Annotated in this window: 15 protein-coding genes; 6 read left to right on the forward strand and 9 right to left on the reverse strand. The window is 60.8% G+C overall.

Going from position 1 to position 14,044, the window contains the following annotated elements; translation table 11 throughout:
• Nucleotides 1-9 precede the first annotated feature (9 nt).
• The 3 genes from ACM110_RS10380 to ACM110_RS10390 form a co-directional block, all read right to left on the reverse strand.
• Complete coding sequence (locus ACM110_RS10380) at nucleotides 10-804, reverse strand: thiazole synthase (RefSeq protein ID WP_150701761.1); 795 nt, start codon at nucleotides 802-804, stop codon at nucleotides 10-12.
• A gap of 60 nt (nucleotides 805-864) precedes the next feature.
• Complete coding sequence (thiS, locus tag ACM110_RS10385) at nucleotides 865-1,065, reverse strand: sulfur carrier protein ThiS (protein ID WP_160386128.1); 201 nt, start codon at nucleotides 1,063-1,065, stop codon at nucleotides 865-867.
• Nucleotides 1,066-1,155: 90 nt separating this feature from the next.
• The gene (locus ACM110_RS10390) at nucleotides 1,156-1,527 is read right to left on the reverse strand and encodes a DUF423 domain-containing protein (protein ID WP_056853989.1); all 372 of its coding nucleotides are present in this window, start codon (nucleotides 1,525-1,527) and stop codon (nucleotides 1,156-1,158) included.
• A gap of 74 nt (nucleotides 1,528-1,601) precedes the next feature.
• Between ACM110_RS10390 and mtgA the strand changes: the two genes are divergently transcribed.
• Nucleotides 1,602-2,324: a monofunctional biosynthetic peptidoglycan transglycosylase gene (mtgA, locus tag ACM110_RS10395; RefSeq protein WP_338583691.1), complete on the forward strand. Its 723-nt coding sequence runs from the start codon at nucleotides 1,602-1,604 to the stop codon at nucleotides 2,322-2,324.
• Between the two features lie 146 nt (nucleotides 2,325-2,470).
• Here the strand turns inward: mtgA and rpoH are convergent, their stop codons facing one another.
• From rpoH to ftsY, 4 genes are all read right to left on the reverse strand, one after another.
• Nucleotides 2,471-3,325 carry an RNA polymerase sigma factor RpoH gene (gene rpoH / locus ACM110_RS10400; protein WP_150746650.1) on the reverse strand — a complete coding sequence of 285 codons (855 nt, stop codon included), beginning with the start codon at nucleotides 3,323-3,325 and terminating at the stop codon, nucleotides 2,471-2,473.
• 114 nt (nucleotides 3,326-3,439) lie between these two features.
• Entirely contained in the window at nucleotides 3,440-4,462 is a 1,023-nt protein-coding gene (gene ftsX / locus ACM110_RS10405; RefSeq protein WP_416127700.1) for a permease-like cell division protein FtsX, read from the reverse strand.
• A complete protein-coding gene (ftsE, locus tag ACM110_RS10410; RefSeq protein ID WP_095057385.1) occupies nucleotides 4,459-5,130 on the reverse strand; it encodes a cell division ATP-binding protein FtsE in 672 nt (223 codons plus the stop codon). Before ftsE ends, ftsX begins: the two co-directional genes overlap by 4 nt.
• Nucleotides 5,127-6,629, reverse strand: coding sequence for a signal recognition particle-docking protein FtsY (gene ftsY, locus ACM110_RS10415; protein ID WP_416127701.1), 1,503 nt, complete (start codon nucleotides 6,627-6,629; stop codon nucleotides 5,127-5,129). Before ftsY ends, ftsE begins: the two co-directional genes overlap by 4 nt.
• A gap of 343 nt (nucleotides 6,630-6,972) precedes the next feature.
• Here ftsY and ACM110_RS10420 point away from each other — a divergent pair, with 343 nt between their 5' ends.
• From ACM110_RS10420 to ACM110_RS10440, 5 genes are all read left to right on the forward strand, one after another.
• Nucleotides 6,973-8,328, forward strand: coding sequence for a M16 family metallopeptidase (locus ACM110_RS10420; RefSeq protein WP_416127702.1), 1,356 nt, complete (start codon nucleotides 6,973-6,975; stop codon nucleotides 8,326-8,328).
• Nucleotides 8,321-9,811 carry a M16 family metallopeptidase gene (locus tag ACM110_RS10425; RefSeq protein ID WP_416127703.1) on the forward strand — a complete coding sequence of 497 codons (1,491 nt, stop codon included), beginning with the start codon at nucleotides 8,321-8,323 and terminating at the stop codon, nucleotides 9,809-9,811. Before ACM110_RS10420 ends, ACM110_RS10425 begins: the two co-directional genes overlap by 8 nt.
• Entirely contained in the window at nucleotides 9,811-10,425 is a 615-nt protein-coding gene (gene rsmD, locus ACM110_RS10430) for a 16S rRNA (guanine(966)-N(2))-methyltransferase RsmD (protein WP_416127704.1), read from the forward strand. The genes ACM110_RS10425 and rsmD overlap by 1 nt, the downstream gene beginning before the upstream one ends.
• 62 nt (nucleotides 10,426-10,487) lie before the next feature.
• A complete protein-coding gene (locus tag ACM110_RS10435; protein WP_416127705.1) occupies nucleotides 10,488-11,486 on the forward strand; it encodes a hydrolase in 999 nt (332 codons plus the stop codon).
• Between the two features lie 3 nt (nucleotides 11,487-11,489).
• Nucleotides 11,490-12,317 carry an AraC family ligand binding domain-containing protein gene (locus tag ACM110_RS10440; protein ID WP_416127706.1) on the forward strand — a complete coding sequence of 276 codons (828 nt, stop codon included), beginning with the start codon at nucleotides 11,490-11,492 and terminating at the stop codon, nucleotides 12,315-12,317.
• An 85-nt stretch (nucleotides 12,318-12,402) separates the two neighbouring features.
• Here the strand turns inward: ACM110_RS10440 and ACM110_RS10445 are convergent, their stop codons facing one another.
• Nucleotides 12,403-13,257, reverse strand: coding sequence for a sulfurtransferase (locus ACM110_RS10445; RefSeq protein ID WP_416127707.1), 855 nt, complete (start codon nucleotides 13,255-13,257; stop codon nucleotides 12,403-12,405).
• A 48-nt stretch (nucleotides 13,258-13,305) separates the two neighbouring features.
• Nucleotides 13,306-13,974 (reverse strand): TetR/AcrR family transcriptional regulator, encoded by a 669-nt coding sequence (locus ACM110_RS10450; protein WP_338583704.1) that lies wholly within the window; start codon nucleotides 13,972-13,974, stop codon nucleotides 13,306-13,308.
• Nucleotides 13,975-14,044 lie beyond the last annotated feature (70 nt).

A 14,044-nucleotide genomic window follows, 5' to 3' on the forward strand; every position in this document is an offset into this window, starting at 1 on the left:
CAATGGCTCTTACTTGATCAGACCATCCAGCGGCGAAGAGGCGCTGGCATAGAGTTTTTTCGGCATGCGGCCGGCGAGGTAAGCCAGGCGTCCGGCAACGATGGCGTGTTTCATGGCTTCGGCCATCATGACCGGTTGTTGGGCGTGGGCGATTGCCGAGTTCATCAGCACGGCATCACAGCCCAGTTCCATCGCGATAGTGGCGTCGGACGCAGTACCGACACCGGCATCCACCAACACGGGAATCTTGGCTTCTTCGAGGATGATTTGCAGGTTGTACGGGTTGCAGATTCCCAACCCCGAACCGATCAGACCGGCCAGCGGCATCACCGCGATGCAGCCGATTTCCGCCAATTGACGGGCGATGATCGGGTCATCACTGGTGTAGACCATCACGTCGAAGCCTTCCTTGACCAGCGTTTCGGCGGCCTTGAGGGTTTCGATCACGTTGGGGAACAGGGTTTTCTGATCCGCCAGCACTTCCAGCTTCACCAGGTTGTGGCCGTCGAGCAGTTCACGGGCCAGGCGACAGGTGCGCACGGCCTCGATAGCGTCGTAGCAACCGGCGGTGTTCGGCAGGAAGGTGTAGCGATCCGGCGACAGCACTTCGAGCAGGTTCGGCTCGCCCTCGATCTGCCCGAGGTTGGTGCGGCGCACAGCAAAGGTGACGATCTCGGCACCCGAAGCTTCGATGGCGGTGCGGGTTTCTTCCATGTCACGGTACTTGCCGGTACCGACCAGCAAACGCGACTGGTAAGTACGACCGGCCAGGACGAAAGGCTTGTCGCTACGAACGATGCTCATGGGAAATCCTCTGTAGGGGTGAGGTTCTTGCAGAATTGTGTCGGCCCTTGGGCCAGACGGCTAGCCGCCGCCGATGGCGTGCACCACTTCGACGTTGTCGCCGTCATTTAAAGTGGTGTCTGCATGCTGGCTGCGCGGGACGATATCCAGATTGAGTTCGACCGCCACCCGGCGTCCGGTCAGGTCCAGACGGGTGATCAGGGCCGCAACGGTTTCACCGTCGGGCAGTTCAAAGGATTCGCCGTTCAACTGAATGCGCATGCGCAAGGCCGCCATCATTTTTAGGGGCTGGCATTCTAGCCCGATCAGTCAGGCTGACCCAAGCCATTCGTCATGAAATGGACTGCACGGTCAGCTCAACCGCCAGGCGGCCAACCCCAGGCAGAACCAGCCGACCAGAAACGCCAGGCCACCGAACGGCGTGATGATGCCGAGCTTGCTGACACCGGTCAGCGTCAGCACGTACAGGCTTCCGGAAAACAACAGGATGCCGATGGCAAACGATGCGCCGGCCCAGGTGACAAGGCGACCGGGAATCTGCGTGGCCAGCAATGCGACGCCCAGCAACGCCAGGGTGTGCACCAGCTGATAGGTCACGCCGGTATGGAAAATCGCCAGGTACTCGGCACTAAGACGGTTTTTCAGGCCATGGGCGGCAAAGGCGCCAAGGCCGACACCGGTGAAGCCGAAAAAAGCGGCCAGCATCAGAAAGCCACGCAGCATGCAGAACTCCAGTCAGACTCGATCAACAGGGTCTGTATAATGGCCCGCTCAACGGGTTCGGCCAAGCCATCTCTATGCTGCGTATCTATTTCCGTCGTTTCACCAAGGCCGTGCTCTGGTTCATGGGCGGCAGCGTCCTGTTGGTGCTGATTTTCCGCGTGGTACCACCACCGGGAACGGCGCTGATGGTCGAGCGCAAGATCGAATCCTGGATCGATGGCGAGCCCATTGATCTGCAACGCACCTGGAAACCCTGGGAAGAGATCTCCGATGACCTGAAAGTCGCGGTGATTGCCGGCGAAGACCAGAAATTCCCGGAGCACTGGGGCTTCGACGTCAATGCGATCAAGGCAGCCCTGGCCCACAACGAACTCGGCGGCTCGATTCGCGGCGCCAGCACCCTCAGCCAGCAAGTATCAAAAAACCTGTTCCTGTGGTCCGGCCGCAGCTGGCTGCGCAAGGGGCTGGAAGCCTGGTTTACCGGTTTGATCGAAGTGTTCTGGCCCAAGCAACGGATTCTTGAGGTCTACCTCAACAGTGTCGAATGGGATGACGGCGTGTTTGGTGCCGAAGCGGCGGCCAGGCATCACTTTGGCGTGAGCGCCAAAGGCCTCAGTCGCCAGCAATCGAGTTTGTTGGCCGCCGTTCTGCCCAACCCGCGTGTGTGGAGTGCCAGCCATCCGACCCCGTACGTGGCGCGGCGTGCGGGCTGGATTCGGCGGCAGATGAGTCAGTTGGGTGGCGATAGCTATCTGGTGGGGCTTAATGATTCGCGTCGGGCGCCTTGGTCCCAATAACTGAAAATCAAAAGATCGCAGCCTTCGGCAGCTCCTACAAAGTTACGCGATCTAGTGTAGGAGCTGCCGAAGGCTGCGATCTTTTGAGCCAAAAACAAAAACGCCCCGATCAATGATCGGGGCGTTTTTTATTGCCTTCTCGCTAATTACGCGGCAATCGACACTTTGAGCTTGTTCATCGCGCTCTTTTCCAGCTGACGAATACGCTCGGCCGACACGTTGTACTTCTGCGCCAGGTCGTGCAGCGTGGCCTTTTCTTCTGCCAGCCAGCGCTGGTAGAGGATGTCACGGCTGCGGTCGTCCAGCACTTCCAGCGCTTCGTGCAGGTTGTGGTTGGAGTTGTCGCTCCAGTCGGCATCTTCCAGTTGACGCGCCGGGTCGTACCGGTGGTCTTCCAGATAGTTGGCCGGCGACTGGAAAGCGCTGTCGTCGTCTGCTTCGGCAGCCGGGTCGAAGGCCATGTCATGGCCGGTCAGGCGACTTTCCATCTCGCGCACTTCCCGAGGCTCTACGCCGAGGCTTTCCGCCACACGATGGACTTCCTCGTTGTTCAACCAGGCCAGACGTTTTTTCTGGCTGCGCAGGTTGAAGAACAGTTTGCGCTGGGCCTTGGTGGTCGCGACTTTCACGATGCGCCAGTTGCGCAGGATGAACTCGTGAATTTCCGCCTTGATCCAGTGCACAGCGAACGACACCAGGCGCACGCCCATTTCCGGGTTGAAGCGCTTCACGGCCTTCATCAGGCCGACGTTGCCTTCCTGGATCAGGTCAGCCTGAGCCAGACCGTAGCCGGAATAGCTACGGGCGATATGTACGACAAAACGCAGGTGGGCAAGCACCATCTGCCGAGCCGCCCCCAAATCCTGCTCATAGTAGAGACTCTCGGCCAGTTCACGCTCCTGCTCCGGCGTCAGCAATGGAATGCTGTTGACGGTGTGCACGTAGGCTTCCAGGTTCGCACCCGGAACCAACGCATACGCAGGTTGCAAAGAATTGGTCATACGAAAAAACCTCCCACTTACATACTCGTGCCTCTCGGCACTGCGAAAAATTGACCGGGAAATCAAGTACAAGTTCCCAAAAAACCGCGAGGTCAATCACGCGCAAAAAAGATTCTACTTCGGCGCCAGCTCCCTGAGATGACGTGCGACTGCAATCCATGCACCGATATAACCCAACAGCACCGCGCCAAGCAAGAGAGACAGACCGTCGGCAACCGGCACGCCGGCCAGTGCGAAATCACTGCCATACAAACCGGCTAATCCGACGACCGCGTCGTTCAGCCAGTCAAGACCGAACGCCAGCACCCCCCAGGAAAGGATCCCCGCCCCGAAACCATACAGCGCGCCCATATACAGAAAGGGCCTGCGCACATAGCTGTCAGTGCCGCCCACGAGTTTAATCACTTCTATCTCTGTGCGGCGGTTTTCAATATGAAGACGAATGGTATTGCCTATCACCAAAAGTAATGCAGAAACCAAAAGCACGGTCAGACCGAAGACAAAACGGTCACCCAACTTGAGGATGGCTGCCAGACGCTCGACCCAGACTAGATCAAGCTGCGCCTGTTGTACCTTCGGCAACTCGGAAAGTTTTTGTCTTAATGCTTCAAGGGCCGGCTTGTCGACTTCGTTCGGCGTCACCAGGACCACGCCGGGCAGCGGGTTTTCCGGCAGCTCCTTGAGCGCCTCACCCAGGCCGGACTGCTGCTGGAACTCTTCCAGCGCCTGATCCCGCCCGACATATTCGGCATCGGCCACGCCGGGCATGCCCTTGATCTGCTCGCGCAGCGATTCGCCTTCAGCCGGGCTGGCTTCAATTTGCAGATACAGGGAAATCTGCGCCGCACGCTGCCAGGAACCACCCAGACGCTCGACGTTGCTTAGCAGGAGTGACAGCCCCATGGGCAAACTCAGGGCTACCGCCATCACCATACAGGTGAAGAAGCTGCCGATCGGCTGCTTGCCAAGGCGGCGCAGGCTGTCCAGCAAGCTGGCGCGATGACTTTCGACCCAGGCGCGGAACAGCGTGGCAAAGTCCGGGCCGTCATCATCGTCGTGTTTTTTCTTCTTCGGCTGCGGATCGGCGGCTTTCGGGGCCACGCGCTCGGAAACCTTCGGACTGCGTGTTGCGCTCATTCTGCAGCCTCCCCGTCGCCGATCAATCGGCCGCGTTGCAGGGTCAGCATGCGATGGCGCATACGCGCAATCAGCGCCAGGTCGTGACTGGCGATCAGCACGCTGGTGCCCAGGCGGTTGATGTCTTCGAACACGCCCATGATTTCTGCCGCCAGACGCGGGTCGAGGTTACCGGTCGGTTCGTCCGCCAGCAGCAAGGCCGGGCGGTGAACGATGGCGCGGGCAATGCCGACGCGCTGTTGCTGACCGGTGGACAGGTCGCCAGGGTACAAATCGGTCTTGTCCGACAGCGCCACGCGCTCCAGGGCCGAATCCACGCGTTTGGCGATTTCAGCCTTGGACAGGCCAAGAATCTGCAACGGCAGCGCAACGTTGTTGAAGACGGTGCGATCGAACAGCAACTGATGGTTCTGGAACACCACGCCGATTTGCCGGCGCAGGAATGGAATCTGCGCGTTGCTGATGGTGCTCAGGTCTTGCCCGGCGAGCAGCAGCTTGCCGCTGGTCGGGCGCTCCATGGCCAGCAACAGGCGCAACAGCGTGGATTTACCCGCGCCGGAATGGCCGGTCACAAACAGAAACTCGCCCCGACGGACTCGAAAGCTCAGCTCATGCAAGCCGACGTGACCGTTCGGGTAGCGTTTACCGACCTGTTCGAAACGAATCATGAACGCTCCCGCTCGGCAAACAGTGCCTGGACAAAGGGTTCAGCTTCAAAAGTGCGCAAATCGTCGATGCCTTCGCCGACGCCGATGTAACGGATCGGCAGACCAAACTGCTTGGCCAGGGCAAAGATCACCCCGCCCTTGGCGGTGCCGTCGAGTTTGGTCAGCGCCAGGCCGGTCAGCTCGACGGTCTGGTTGAATTGCTTGGCCTGGTTGATGGCGTTCTGGCCGGTGCCGGCGTCGAGCACCAGCAGCACTTCGTGCGGCGCGTCGGCGTCGAGCTTACTGATGACCCGGCGAACCTTTTTCAGTTCTTCCATCAGGTTGTCTTTGGTGTGCAGACGACCGGCGGTGTCGGCGATCAGCACGTCGATGCCACGGGCCTTGGCGGCCTGCACGGCGTCGAAGATCACCGAAGCGGAGTCGGCGCCAGTGTGCTGGGCGATCACCGGGATCTTGTTGCGCTCACCCCAGACCTGCAATTGCTCAACGGCGGCGGCGCGGAAGGTGTCGCCGGCGGCGAGCATGACTTTCTTGCCTTCCAGTTGCAGCTTCTTCGCCAATTTGCCGATGGTGGTGGTCTTGCCGGCGCCGTTGACGCCGACCACCAGAATCACGAACGGCTTGTTCTGCGAGGTGATTTTCAGCGGTTGCTCGACAGGCTTGAGCATCGCTGCCAGCTCGGCTTGCAGGGATTTGTACAGCGCATCGGCATCGGCCAGTTCTTTGCGCGCGACTTTTTGGGTCAGGCGCTGAATGATCACCGAAGTGGCCTCGACGCCTACGTCGGCGGTCAACAGGCGGGTTTCGAGGTCATCGAGCAACTCGTCATCGATGGCTTTCTTGCCCAGGAACAGGCTGGCCATGCCTTCGCCGATGCTGGCGCTGGTCTTGGAAAGGCCTTGCTTGAGACGGGCGAAGAAACCGGCTTTGGACTCTTCGGTGCGTGCAGGTTCGACCGGGGTTTCGACTGGCGCAGCGACGACGGGCTCGATGGCAGGTGCAGGTGCAGGTGCAGGTGCAGGTGCAGGCTCGGGCATTTGAACGGCTGGTGCTGCCGGCGCAACGAATGCCGGAACGACAGGCTCGGGCGCAACCTCAACGATTGGCTCAACCACCGGAACCTGAACTGGCTCTGGCGTAAATGCAGTCGGCGCAGGAATCGGCGGTGTCACATGCGGCGCCAACTCATCTTCGACCAATGCCACCGGCTCTTCCGCCACCGGCAAGGTCAGCCATGGCTCCGCGACCGGAGCCAGCGGCAACTCGGCCGCGACATCGTTTACAGGCTCGACGACCGGTTGCAGCACCGGTTCGGCGATCGGCAACACCACCGGCGCAGGTTCAGCTTCTATTACCGGCGCCGGCGAGGTTGTTGGCTCAGGAAGTGGCTGTGGCTGTTCGACGACGGCTTCCTGCGGCTTTTTGCGCAGCCATCCGAACAGGCTTTTCTTCTCGCCAGCCGCAGCTGGGGTCTTCTTGTCGTCGTTGGAACCAAACATGGAGGACGGCTATCTCACGGTAGCGACGCGCCAATGGCGCCCCGGCAAATAAATATTCGATGCAGAACAGACTGCGATTGACCCAGCTTGTTCACGCGCAACATTTTGTCGAGGCGCTCATCGGCGCCTCAAAGAATCGATTTGTCATAGGACTAAAGCAGCAAAATCGGCGAAAAAGCAGAATTCAGTTGATAAATTCACACCTTCCGTCGCAAACCCATTCAACCTGATCGAGCATAAAGGCCTGATAGGCGTGGCCGCCGCTAAAACGGATCAGTATCCTAGCACCCTCTCGCCCGCTGACGCTAAGAACAAGCGGGCAGCCCCAAAGGTTTAAAAACGAATGAATGCTCTAGCCCGCCGCGCCGCAGGCCTGCTGCTCAGCACAGTTTGCCTGCCCCTCTCGGCCCTGGCTGCCGATCCACAACCGACCCACGAATTCACCCTCGACAACGGCTTGAAGGTCGTCGTGCGCGAAGACCATCGTGCGCCTGTGGTGGTTTCCCAGGTCTGGTACAAGGTTGGTTCCAGCTACGAGACACCGGGTCAGACCGGCCTGTCCCACGCCCTGGAACACATGATGTTCAAAGGCAGCGAGAAAGTCGGCCCCGGCGAAGCGTCGCTGATCCTGCGCGACCTCGGCGCTGAAGAGAACGCCTTCACCAGCGACGATTTCACCGCGTACTACCAGGTACTGGCCCGCGACCGCCTGGGTGTGGCCTTCGAACTGGAAGCCGACCGCATGGCCAACCTGCGCCTGCCACCGGACGAGTTCGCCCGGGAAATCGAAGTCATTAAAGAAGAGCGTCGCCTGCGTACCGACGACAAACCCATGTCCAAGGCCTACGAGCGCTTCAAGGCCATGGCGTACCCGGCCAGCGGCTATCACACGCCGACCATCGGCTGGATGGCGGACCTGGACCGCATGAAAGTCGAAGAGCTGCGCCACTGGTATGAATCCTGGTACGTCCCGAACAACGCCACGCTGGTGGTGGTCGGCGACGTGACGCCTGAGGAAGTCAAAACCCTGGCCCAGCGCTACTTCGGCCCGATCGCCAAACGTGATGTGCCGGCCGCGAAAAAACCGCTGGAACTGGCCGAGCCCGGCGAACGCCAGATCACCCTGCACGTGAAGACCCAATTGCCGAGCCTGATGCTGGCCTTCAACGTGCCGAGCATCGCCACCGCCGAAGACAAGCGCTCGGTGAATGCCTTGCGCCTGATTTCCGCGTTGCTCGACGGCGGCTACAGCGCGCGCATCCCGACCCAACTGGAACGCGGCGAAGAGCTGGTGTCCGGCGGTTCGTCGAGCTACGACGCCTACACCCGCGGCGACAGTCTGTTCACCTTGTCGGCAACACCGAACAGCCAGAAAAAGAAAACCATCGCCCAGGCTGAAGCCGGTTTGTGGAAGCTGCTTGAACAGCTGAAAACCACCGCACCGACCACTGAAGAACTGGAGCGCGTGCGCGCGCAGGTTATCGCCGGGCTCGTCTACGAGCGCGATTCGATCACCAGCCAGGCCACCGCCATCGGTCAACTGGAAACCGTCGGTCTGTCCTGGAAACTGATGGACACCGAACTCGCCGACCTGGAAAGCGTGACCCCGGAAGACATCCAGAAAGCCGCCAAGCTGTATTTCACCCGCGAACGTCTCAGCGTCGCCCATGTACTGCCGGAGGAGACGACTCATGAGTGAACATAAAAAACCACGCCTGGCCCTGCTTGGCCTGATCGCCGTCGCCCTGATCGGGTCCGCCGCGTTCTATTTCTCGAAGACCGACGAGTCCAACGCCAGCGAAGCGCTGGACAAGGCCAAGGCCAACCAGAAGCTGCAATCGCTGACCGAACTCAACGGCAAGGCACCAAGCCACCGCAAACTCGACGTACAAACCTGGAGCACCGCCGAAGGCGCCAGGGTCTTGTTCGTCGAAGCCCGTGAGCTGCCGATGTTCGACATGCGCCTGATCTTTTCCGCTGGCAGTAGCCAGGACGGTGACGCACCTGGCCTGGCCCTGCTGACCAACGCCATGCTCAATGAAGGCGTGGCTGGTAAAGACGTCAGCGCCATCGCCCAAGGCTTCGAAGGCCTGGGTGCCGATTTCGGCAACGGTGCCTACAAAGACATGGCGGTAGCGTCGCTGCGCAGCCTCAGCGCACCGGACAAACGCGAACCGGCGTTGAAGCTGTTCGCTGAAGTCGTCGGCAAACCGACCTTCCCGGCCGACTCGTTCACCCGCATCAAGAACCAGATGCTCGCCGGTTTCGAATACCAGAAACAAAACCCCGGCAAACTGGCCAGCCTCGAACTGATGAACCGCTTGTATGGCGACCATCCGTACGCGCACGCCAGCGATGGCACGGCGAAAACCGTTCCGACCGTGACCCTGGCGCAACTGCGTGCTTTCCACGAGAAAGCCTACGCGGCCGGCAACGTGGTGATCGCACTGGTTGGCGACTTGTCCCGCGCCGAAGCCGAAGCCATTGCCGCACAGGTTTCCGCCGCCCTGCCCAAAGGCCCGGCCCTGCCGAAAATCGCGCAACCGACCGAACCCAAGGCCAGCATCGGCCACATCGAGTTCCCGTCCAAGCAGACCAACCTGATGCTCGCGCAACTGGGTATCGACCGTGACGATCCGGATTACGCAGCATTGTCCATGGGCAACCAGATCCTCGGTGGTGGCGGCTTCGGTACTCGACTGATGAGCGAAGTGCGCGAGAAGCGCGGCCTGGCGTATGGCGTGTATTCGGGCTTCAGCCCGATGCAGGCGCGAGGACCATTCATGATCAACTTGCAGACCCGCGCTGAAATGAGCGAAGGCACCCTGAAATTGGTGCAAGATGTTCTGGCGGACTACCTCAAGACCGGTCCGACCGAAAAAGAACTCGACGACGCCAAGCGCGAACTGGCCGGCAGCTTCCCGCTGTCCACCGCCAGCAACGCCGATATCGTCGGTCAGTTGGGCGCCATCGGCTTCTATAATCTGCCGTTGAGCCATCTGGAAGACTTCATGCAGCAGTCCCAGAACCTAACCGTCGAGCAAGTCAAAGCGGCCATGAACAAACACCTGAGCACGGACAAAATGGTCATCGTCAGCGCTGGCCCGACCGTGCCGCAAAAGCCGTTACCGGCCCCTACTGATAAACCTGCCGAGCAACCGCTCGGGGTTCCGGAGCATTAATGGCTACTTCCCGTCCTAAAAAACCTGTTCACAACGTGCATAACGGCGTGAACCAACTGCGCATCATCGGCGGCGAATGGCGCAGCCGTAAACTGAGCTTCCCCGATGCCCCGGGCCTGCGCCCGACGCCGGACCGGGTGCGTGAAACCCTGTTCAACTGGCTTGCGCCGTATGTAGCGGGTGCCAAGGTGCTCGACCCGTTCACCGGCAGCGGCGCGCTGTTCCTCGAAGCCTTGTCCCGTGGCGCGGCCATGGGTCAGGCGCTGGATGCCAGCAGTATCGCGGTGTCCAGCCTCAAGGAGCATCTGGGAACGCTGCGCTGCACCACCGGCAAGGTGCAAACCGCCGATGCCCTGCGCTACCTGGAAACCCAGACCGCCACGGCTTACGACCTGGTGTTCCTCGACCCGCCGTTCAACCAGAACCTGCTGCCCGCCGTATGCAAGTTGCTCGAAGAGCGCCAATGGCTGGCCGAGGACGCGTGGGTGTACACCGAAAGCGAATCCGCACCGTCGACGCTCGGCCTGCCGGGCAACTGGCGCCTGCACCGCGAGCAAAAATCCGGGCGGGTCTATTATTCGTTGTGGCAACGTATGGCAGAGATCGCCGGTTAATCGACCGGCCTGAACAAGGCGCGCACCGCACACAGGCGCGCGCCGCTGCATCGAGAACAATCGTGTCCCATCCGTCTGAACGCTTCACCCCCGCCTTCGGCCTCGGCAACCCGCACTTGCAGACCTTGTGGGGGCCGCTGTGGCGAAAAACCACGCACATCGAACGCCAACGTGAACGCTTGTGGCTCGAAGATGGCGACTTCCTCGACCTAGACTGGCACGGACCGCACAGCGTTGATGCGCCGTTGGTGCTGGTGCTGCACGGGCTGACCGGCTCGTCTAACTCGCCTTACGTGGCCGGGATGCAAAAAACGCTGGGTGACCGAGGCTGGGCCAGTGTTGCGCTGAACTGGCGTGGCTGCTCCGGCGAACCCAATCTTTTGCCGCGCAGTTACCATTCCGGCGCCAGCGAGGACCTGGCCGAAACCATCAGGCATCTGCGGGCCAAGCGGCCTCTCGCACCGTTGTATGCGGTCGGTTATTCCCTGGGCGGCAATGTCCTGCTCAAACATTTGGGTGAATCCGGCAGTAACAGCGGTGTGATGGGTGCCGTAGCGGTGTCAGTGCCTTTTCGTCTGGACCAGTGCGCCGACCGGATCGGCCAAGGATTCTCAAAGGTCTATCAGGCGCATTTCATGCGCGAGATGCTGGCCTACATCAAGAACAAGCAGCGGCAGTTCCAGCATGACGGGCGCGAGGATGGCCTGGCGGCGTTAGCGGCGCTCGGCTCGCTGGAGAACATGCGCACCTTCTGGGATTTCGATGGCCGGGTCACCGCGCCGCTGAACGGTTTCGTCGATGCCGAGGATTATTATCGGCGCGCGTCGAGCCGCTACTTCCTCGGGGAAATTCGCACGCCGACCCTGATCATTCAGGCTGCCGACGATCCGTTCGTGTTTCCCCACAGCCTGCCGCACGCTGATGAATTGTCGGCCTGCACGCAACTCGAATTGCAGGCCAAGGGTGGGCATGTCGGGTTTGTCGACGGTTCGGTCAGGCAACCGGGTTACTACCTGGAGCGGCGCATCCCGCGCTGGCTGGCCAACGCAGGTCGCGGGTAAGCCGTGGACCTCGATCAGGGCGAATCGATCCGTTTCTGGCAAACGGCGCCGTTGGCCGGGGTCGAGTTGTTGTCGGCGCGCTACATCGAACACCGCTTCGCCCCACACGTGCATGACGGCTATGTGATCGGCATGATCATGGCCGGTGCCCAGCGTTATCGCTATCGCGGCGCCGAGCACCTGGCGGGCAGCGGCACGCTGGTGTTGATCAACCCTGACGAACTGCACACCGGCCACAAGGGCACGGAGGACGGCTGGCTGTACCGGGCGTTTTATCCGGACAGCGGGCAGATCCTGTCACTGTTGGCCGAACTCGAACTGCCGACCCACAACCCGCCGGCATTCGGCGCCACGCTGTATCGCGACCCGGATCTGGTGAACGGCTTCTGCCAGTTGCATCGCCTGTTGGAAAGTCCGTCGACGGCCCTGCAACAGCAAACTGCCTGGCGGGAATTGATGCTGTCGTTGTTGCAGCGTCATGCGGCGGTGGCGGAGGCAGGCAAACCCGGCAAGGAACATCGGGCGGTGAGTCTGGCCAAGGAGTTGCTGCATGCGCAGCTGGCGGCACCGCCCTCGCTGGAGGAGCTGGCGGCGGCGGTGAACCTGTCACCCTTTCACTTCGCACGGGTGTTCCGTCGCGCAACGGGCATGCCGCCGCACACCTGGTTGATGCAGCAGCGCATCGCCCGAGCGCGGGGGTTATTGCAGAGTGGGTGTTTGCCGCTGGAAGTGGCTACGCAGTTGGGATTTGCCGACCAGAGTCATCTGAGTCGGCAGTTCAAGCAGGTGTATGGCGTTGGGCCGGGGGCGTATCGAAGCGCTAGGCTTTAGAAACGAAAAGATCGCAGCCTTCGGCAGCTCCTACAGGGTTTGAATTCCAATGTAGGAGCTGCCGAAGGCTGCGATCTTTTGATCTTCACTCGCCCTTGGCGACGCCCCGCGCAGGATCATTGATCCACTCGCTCCAAGACCCGGCATACAACGCCCCCAACGGATAACCCGCCAGACACAACGCAAACAGGTTGTGGCAAGCCGTCACGCCCGAGCCGCAATACGCCACCAGATCATCCGGCGAGCGATTTCCGAGTTTCGCGGCAAAGCGCTGCTTGAGTTGATCGGCCGGCAGGAAGCGCCCGTCACCGCCCAGGTTGTCGGTAAACGCCGCGCATTGCGCACCGGGGATGTGTCCGGCAATCGGATCGATCGGCTCCACTTCACCTTTGAAACGCGGCAGTGCGCGCGCATCGAGCAAGGTCAGTTCCGGTTGTGCGAGACGCTTCTGCAGTTGTTCGGCACTGAGCAGCAACGAAGCATCAGGCGTACCGGTGAACGTGCCGCGAATGATCGACGGCGAATCAAGGCTCAGAGGCAAACCCGCCGCGTGCCACGCCTTGAGCCCGCCATCGAGAATGAACACGCCATCACGCTTGCCCAGCCAGGCCAGCAACCACCAGGCCCGCGCCGCGTAGGCACCCGGACCGTCGTCGTACAAAACCACGTCACTGTCGTTGTTGATGCCCCAGGCTTGCAGGCGCTCGATCAGCTCTGCCGGCTCGGGAAGCGGATGACGACCGGTCACACCCTTGACCACTTTGCCGCTGAGATCGCGCTCGAGATCGGCAAAACTCGACCCGGCAATGTGCCCTTCGGCGTAGCTGCGCTGACCGTAATCCGGGTCTTCGAGGGCAAAACGACAATCCAGAACCACCAACCCCGGCTGGTCCTTTTTCAGGTCCAGTGCTTGCGGGCTGATCAGTTGCGCAATGGGCATAACGGGCTCCTGTGATGGGCGATTTTCGGTCCTGCTGCATTCGTTGATTCAGATTTCTTCCAGCGCTTGGGCCAGTGGCACGTAAAACTCCTCGAACAAAGCGTTGACCGCCTCGCGCGCCTGATCCGTGACGAATCCGGCCTCCAACACCAGCACTTGATAGACGCCGCGCTTGATCGCCTGCTCGCTGAGGTGGCTGGAGTTTTCCCGCGTGGTGCACAGAAAGCGCACCCAGGAAGTGAGGATGATCCAGGCATTGAGGGTCAGGGATTCAATCTGCACCCGGTCCATTTTCAGGATGCCGGCGGCAACGAAACCTTCGTAGATGGCCATGCCCTGGATGACGCAGCGCTGGGAAAAGCGCCGGTAACGGGCGGCCAGTTCCGGATCGCTATCGAGCAGATGCTCAAGGTCACGATGCAAAAACCGGTAGCCCCACATCGCCGAGAGCAACTCCTTCAGATAGAAGCGCTTGTCTTCCACCGTCGCGGCGCGCCCCTGTGGCGGGCGCAGGAAACTGTCCACCAGGCTTTCGTACTCGCTGAACAACACGGCGATGATCGCCTGCTTGTTCGGGAAGTGGTAGTACAGGTTGCCCGGGGAAATTTCCATATGGGCAGCGATGTGGTTGGTGCTGATGCTGCGCTCACCCTGCTGATTGAACAGCTCCAGGCTGTTCTGCACGATGCGCTCGCTGGTTTTGATCCGTGGGGCCATGGCTTGAGCTTTAATTCAGAGTGCGTTGGCGGGCATCTTACGACCTATCCGCAAGCGGATGGAACATCGC

Source organism: Pseudomonas sp. NFX98 (genome assembly GCF_047784845.1).
Lineage (GTDB): Bacteria > Pseudomonadota > Gammaproteobacteria > Pseudomonadales > Pseudomonadaceae > Aquipseudomonas.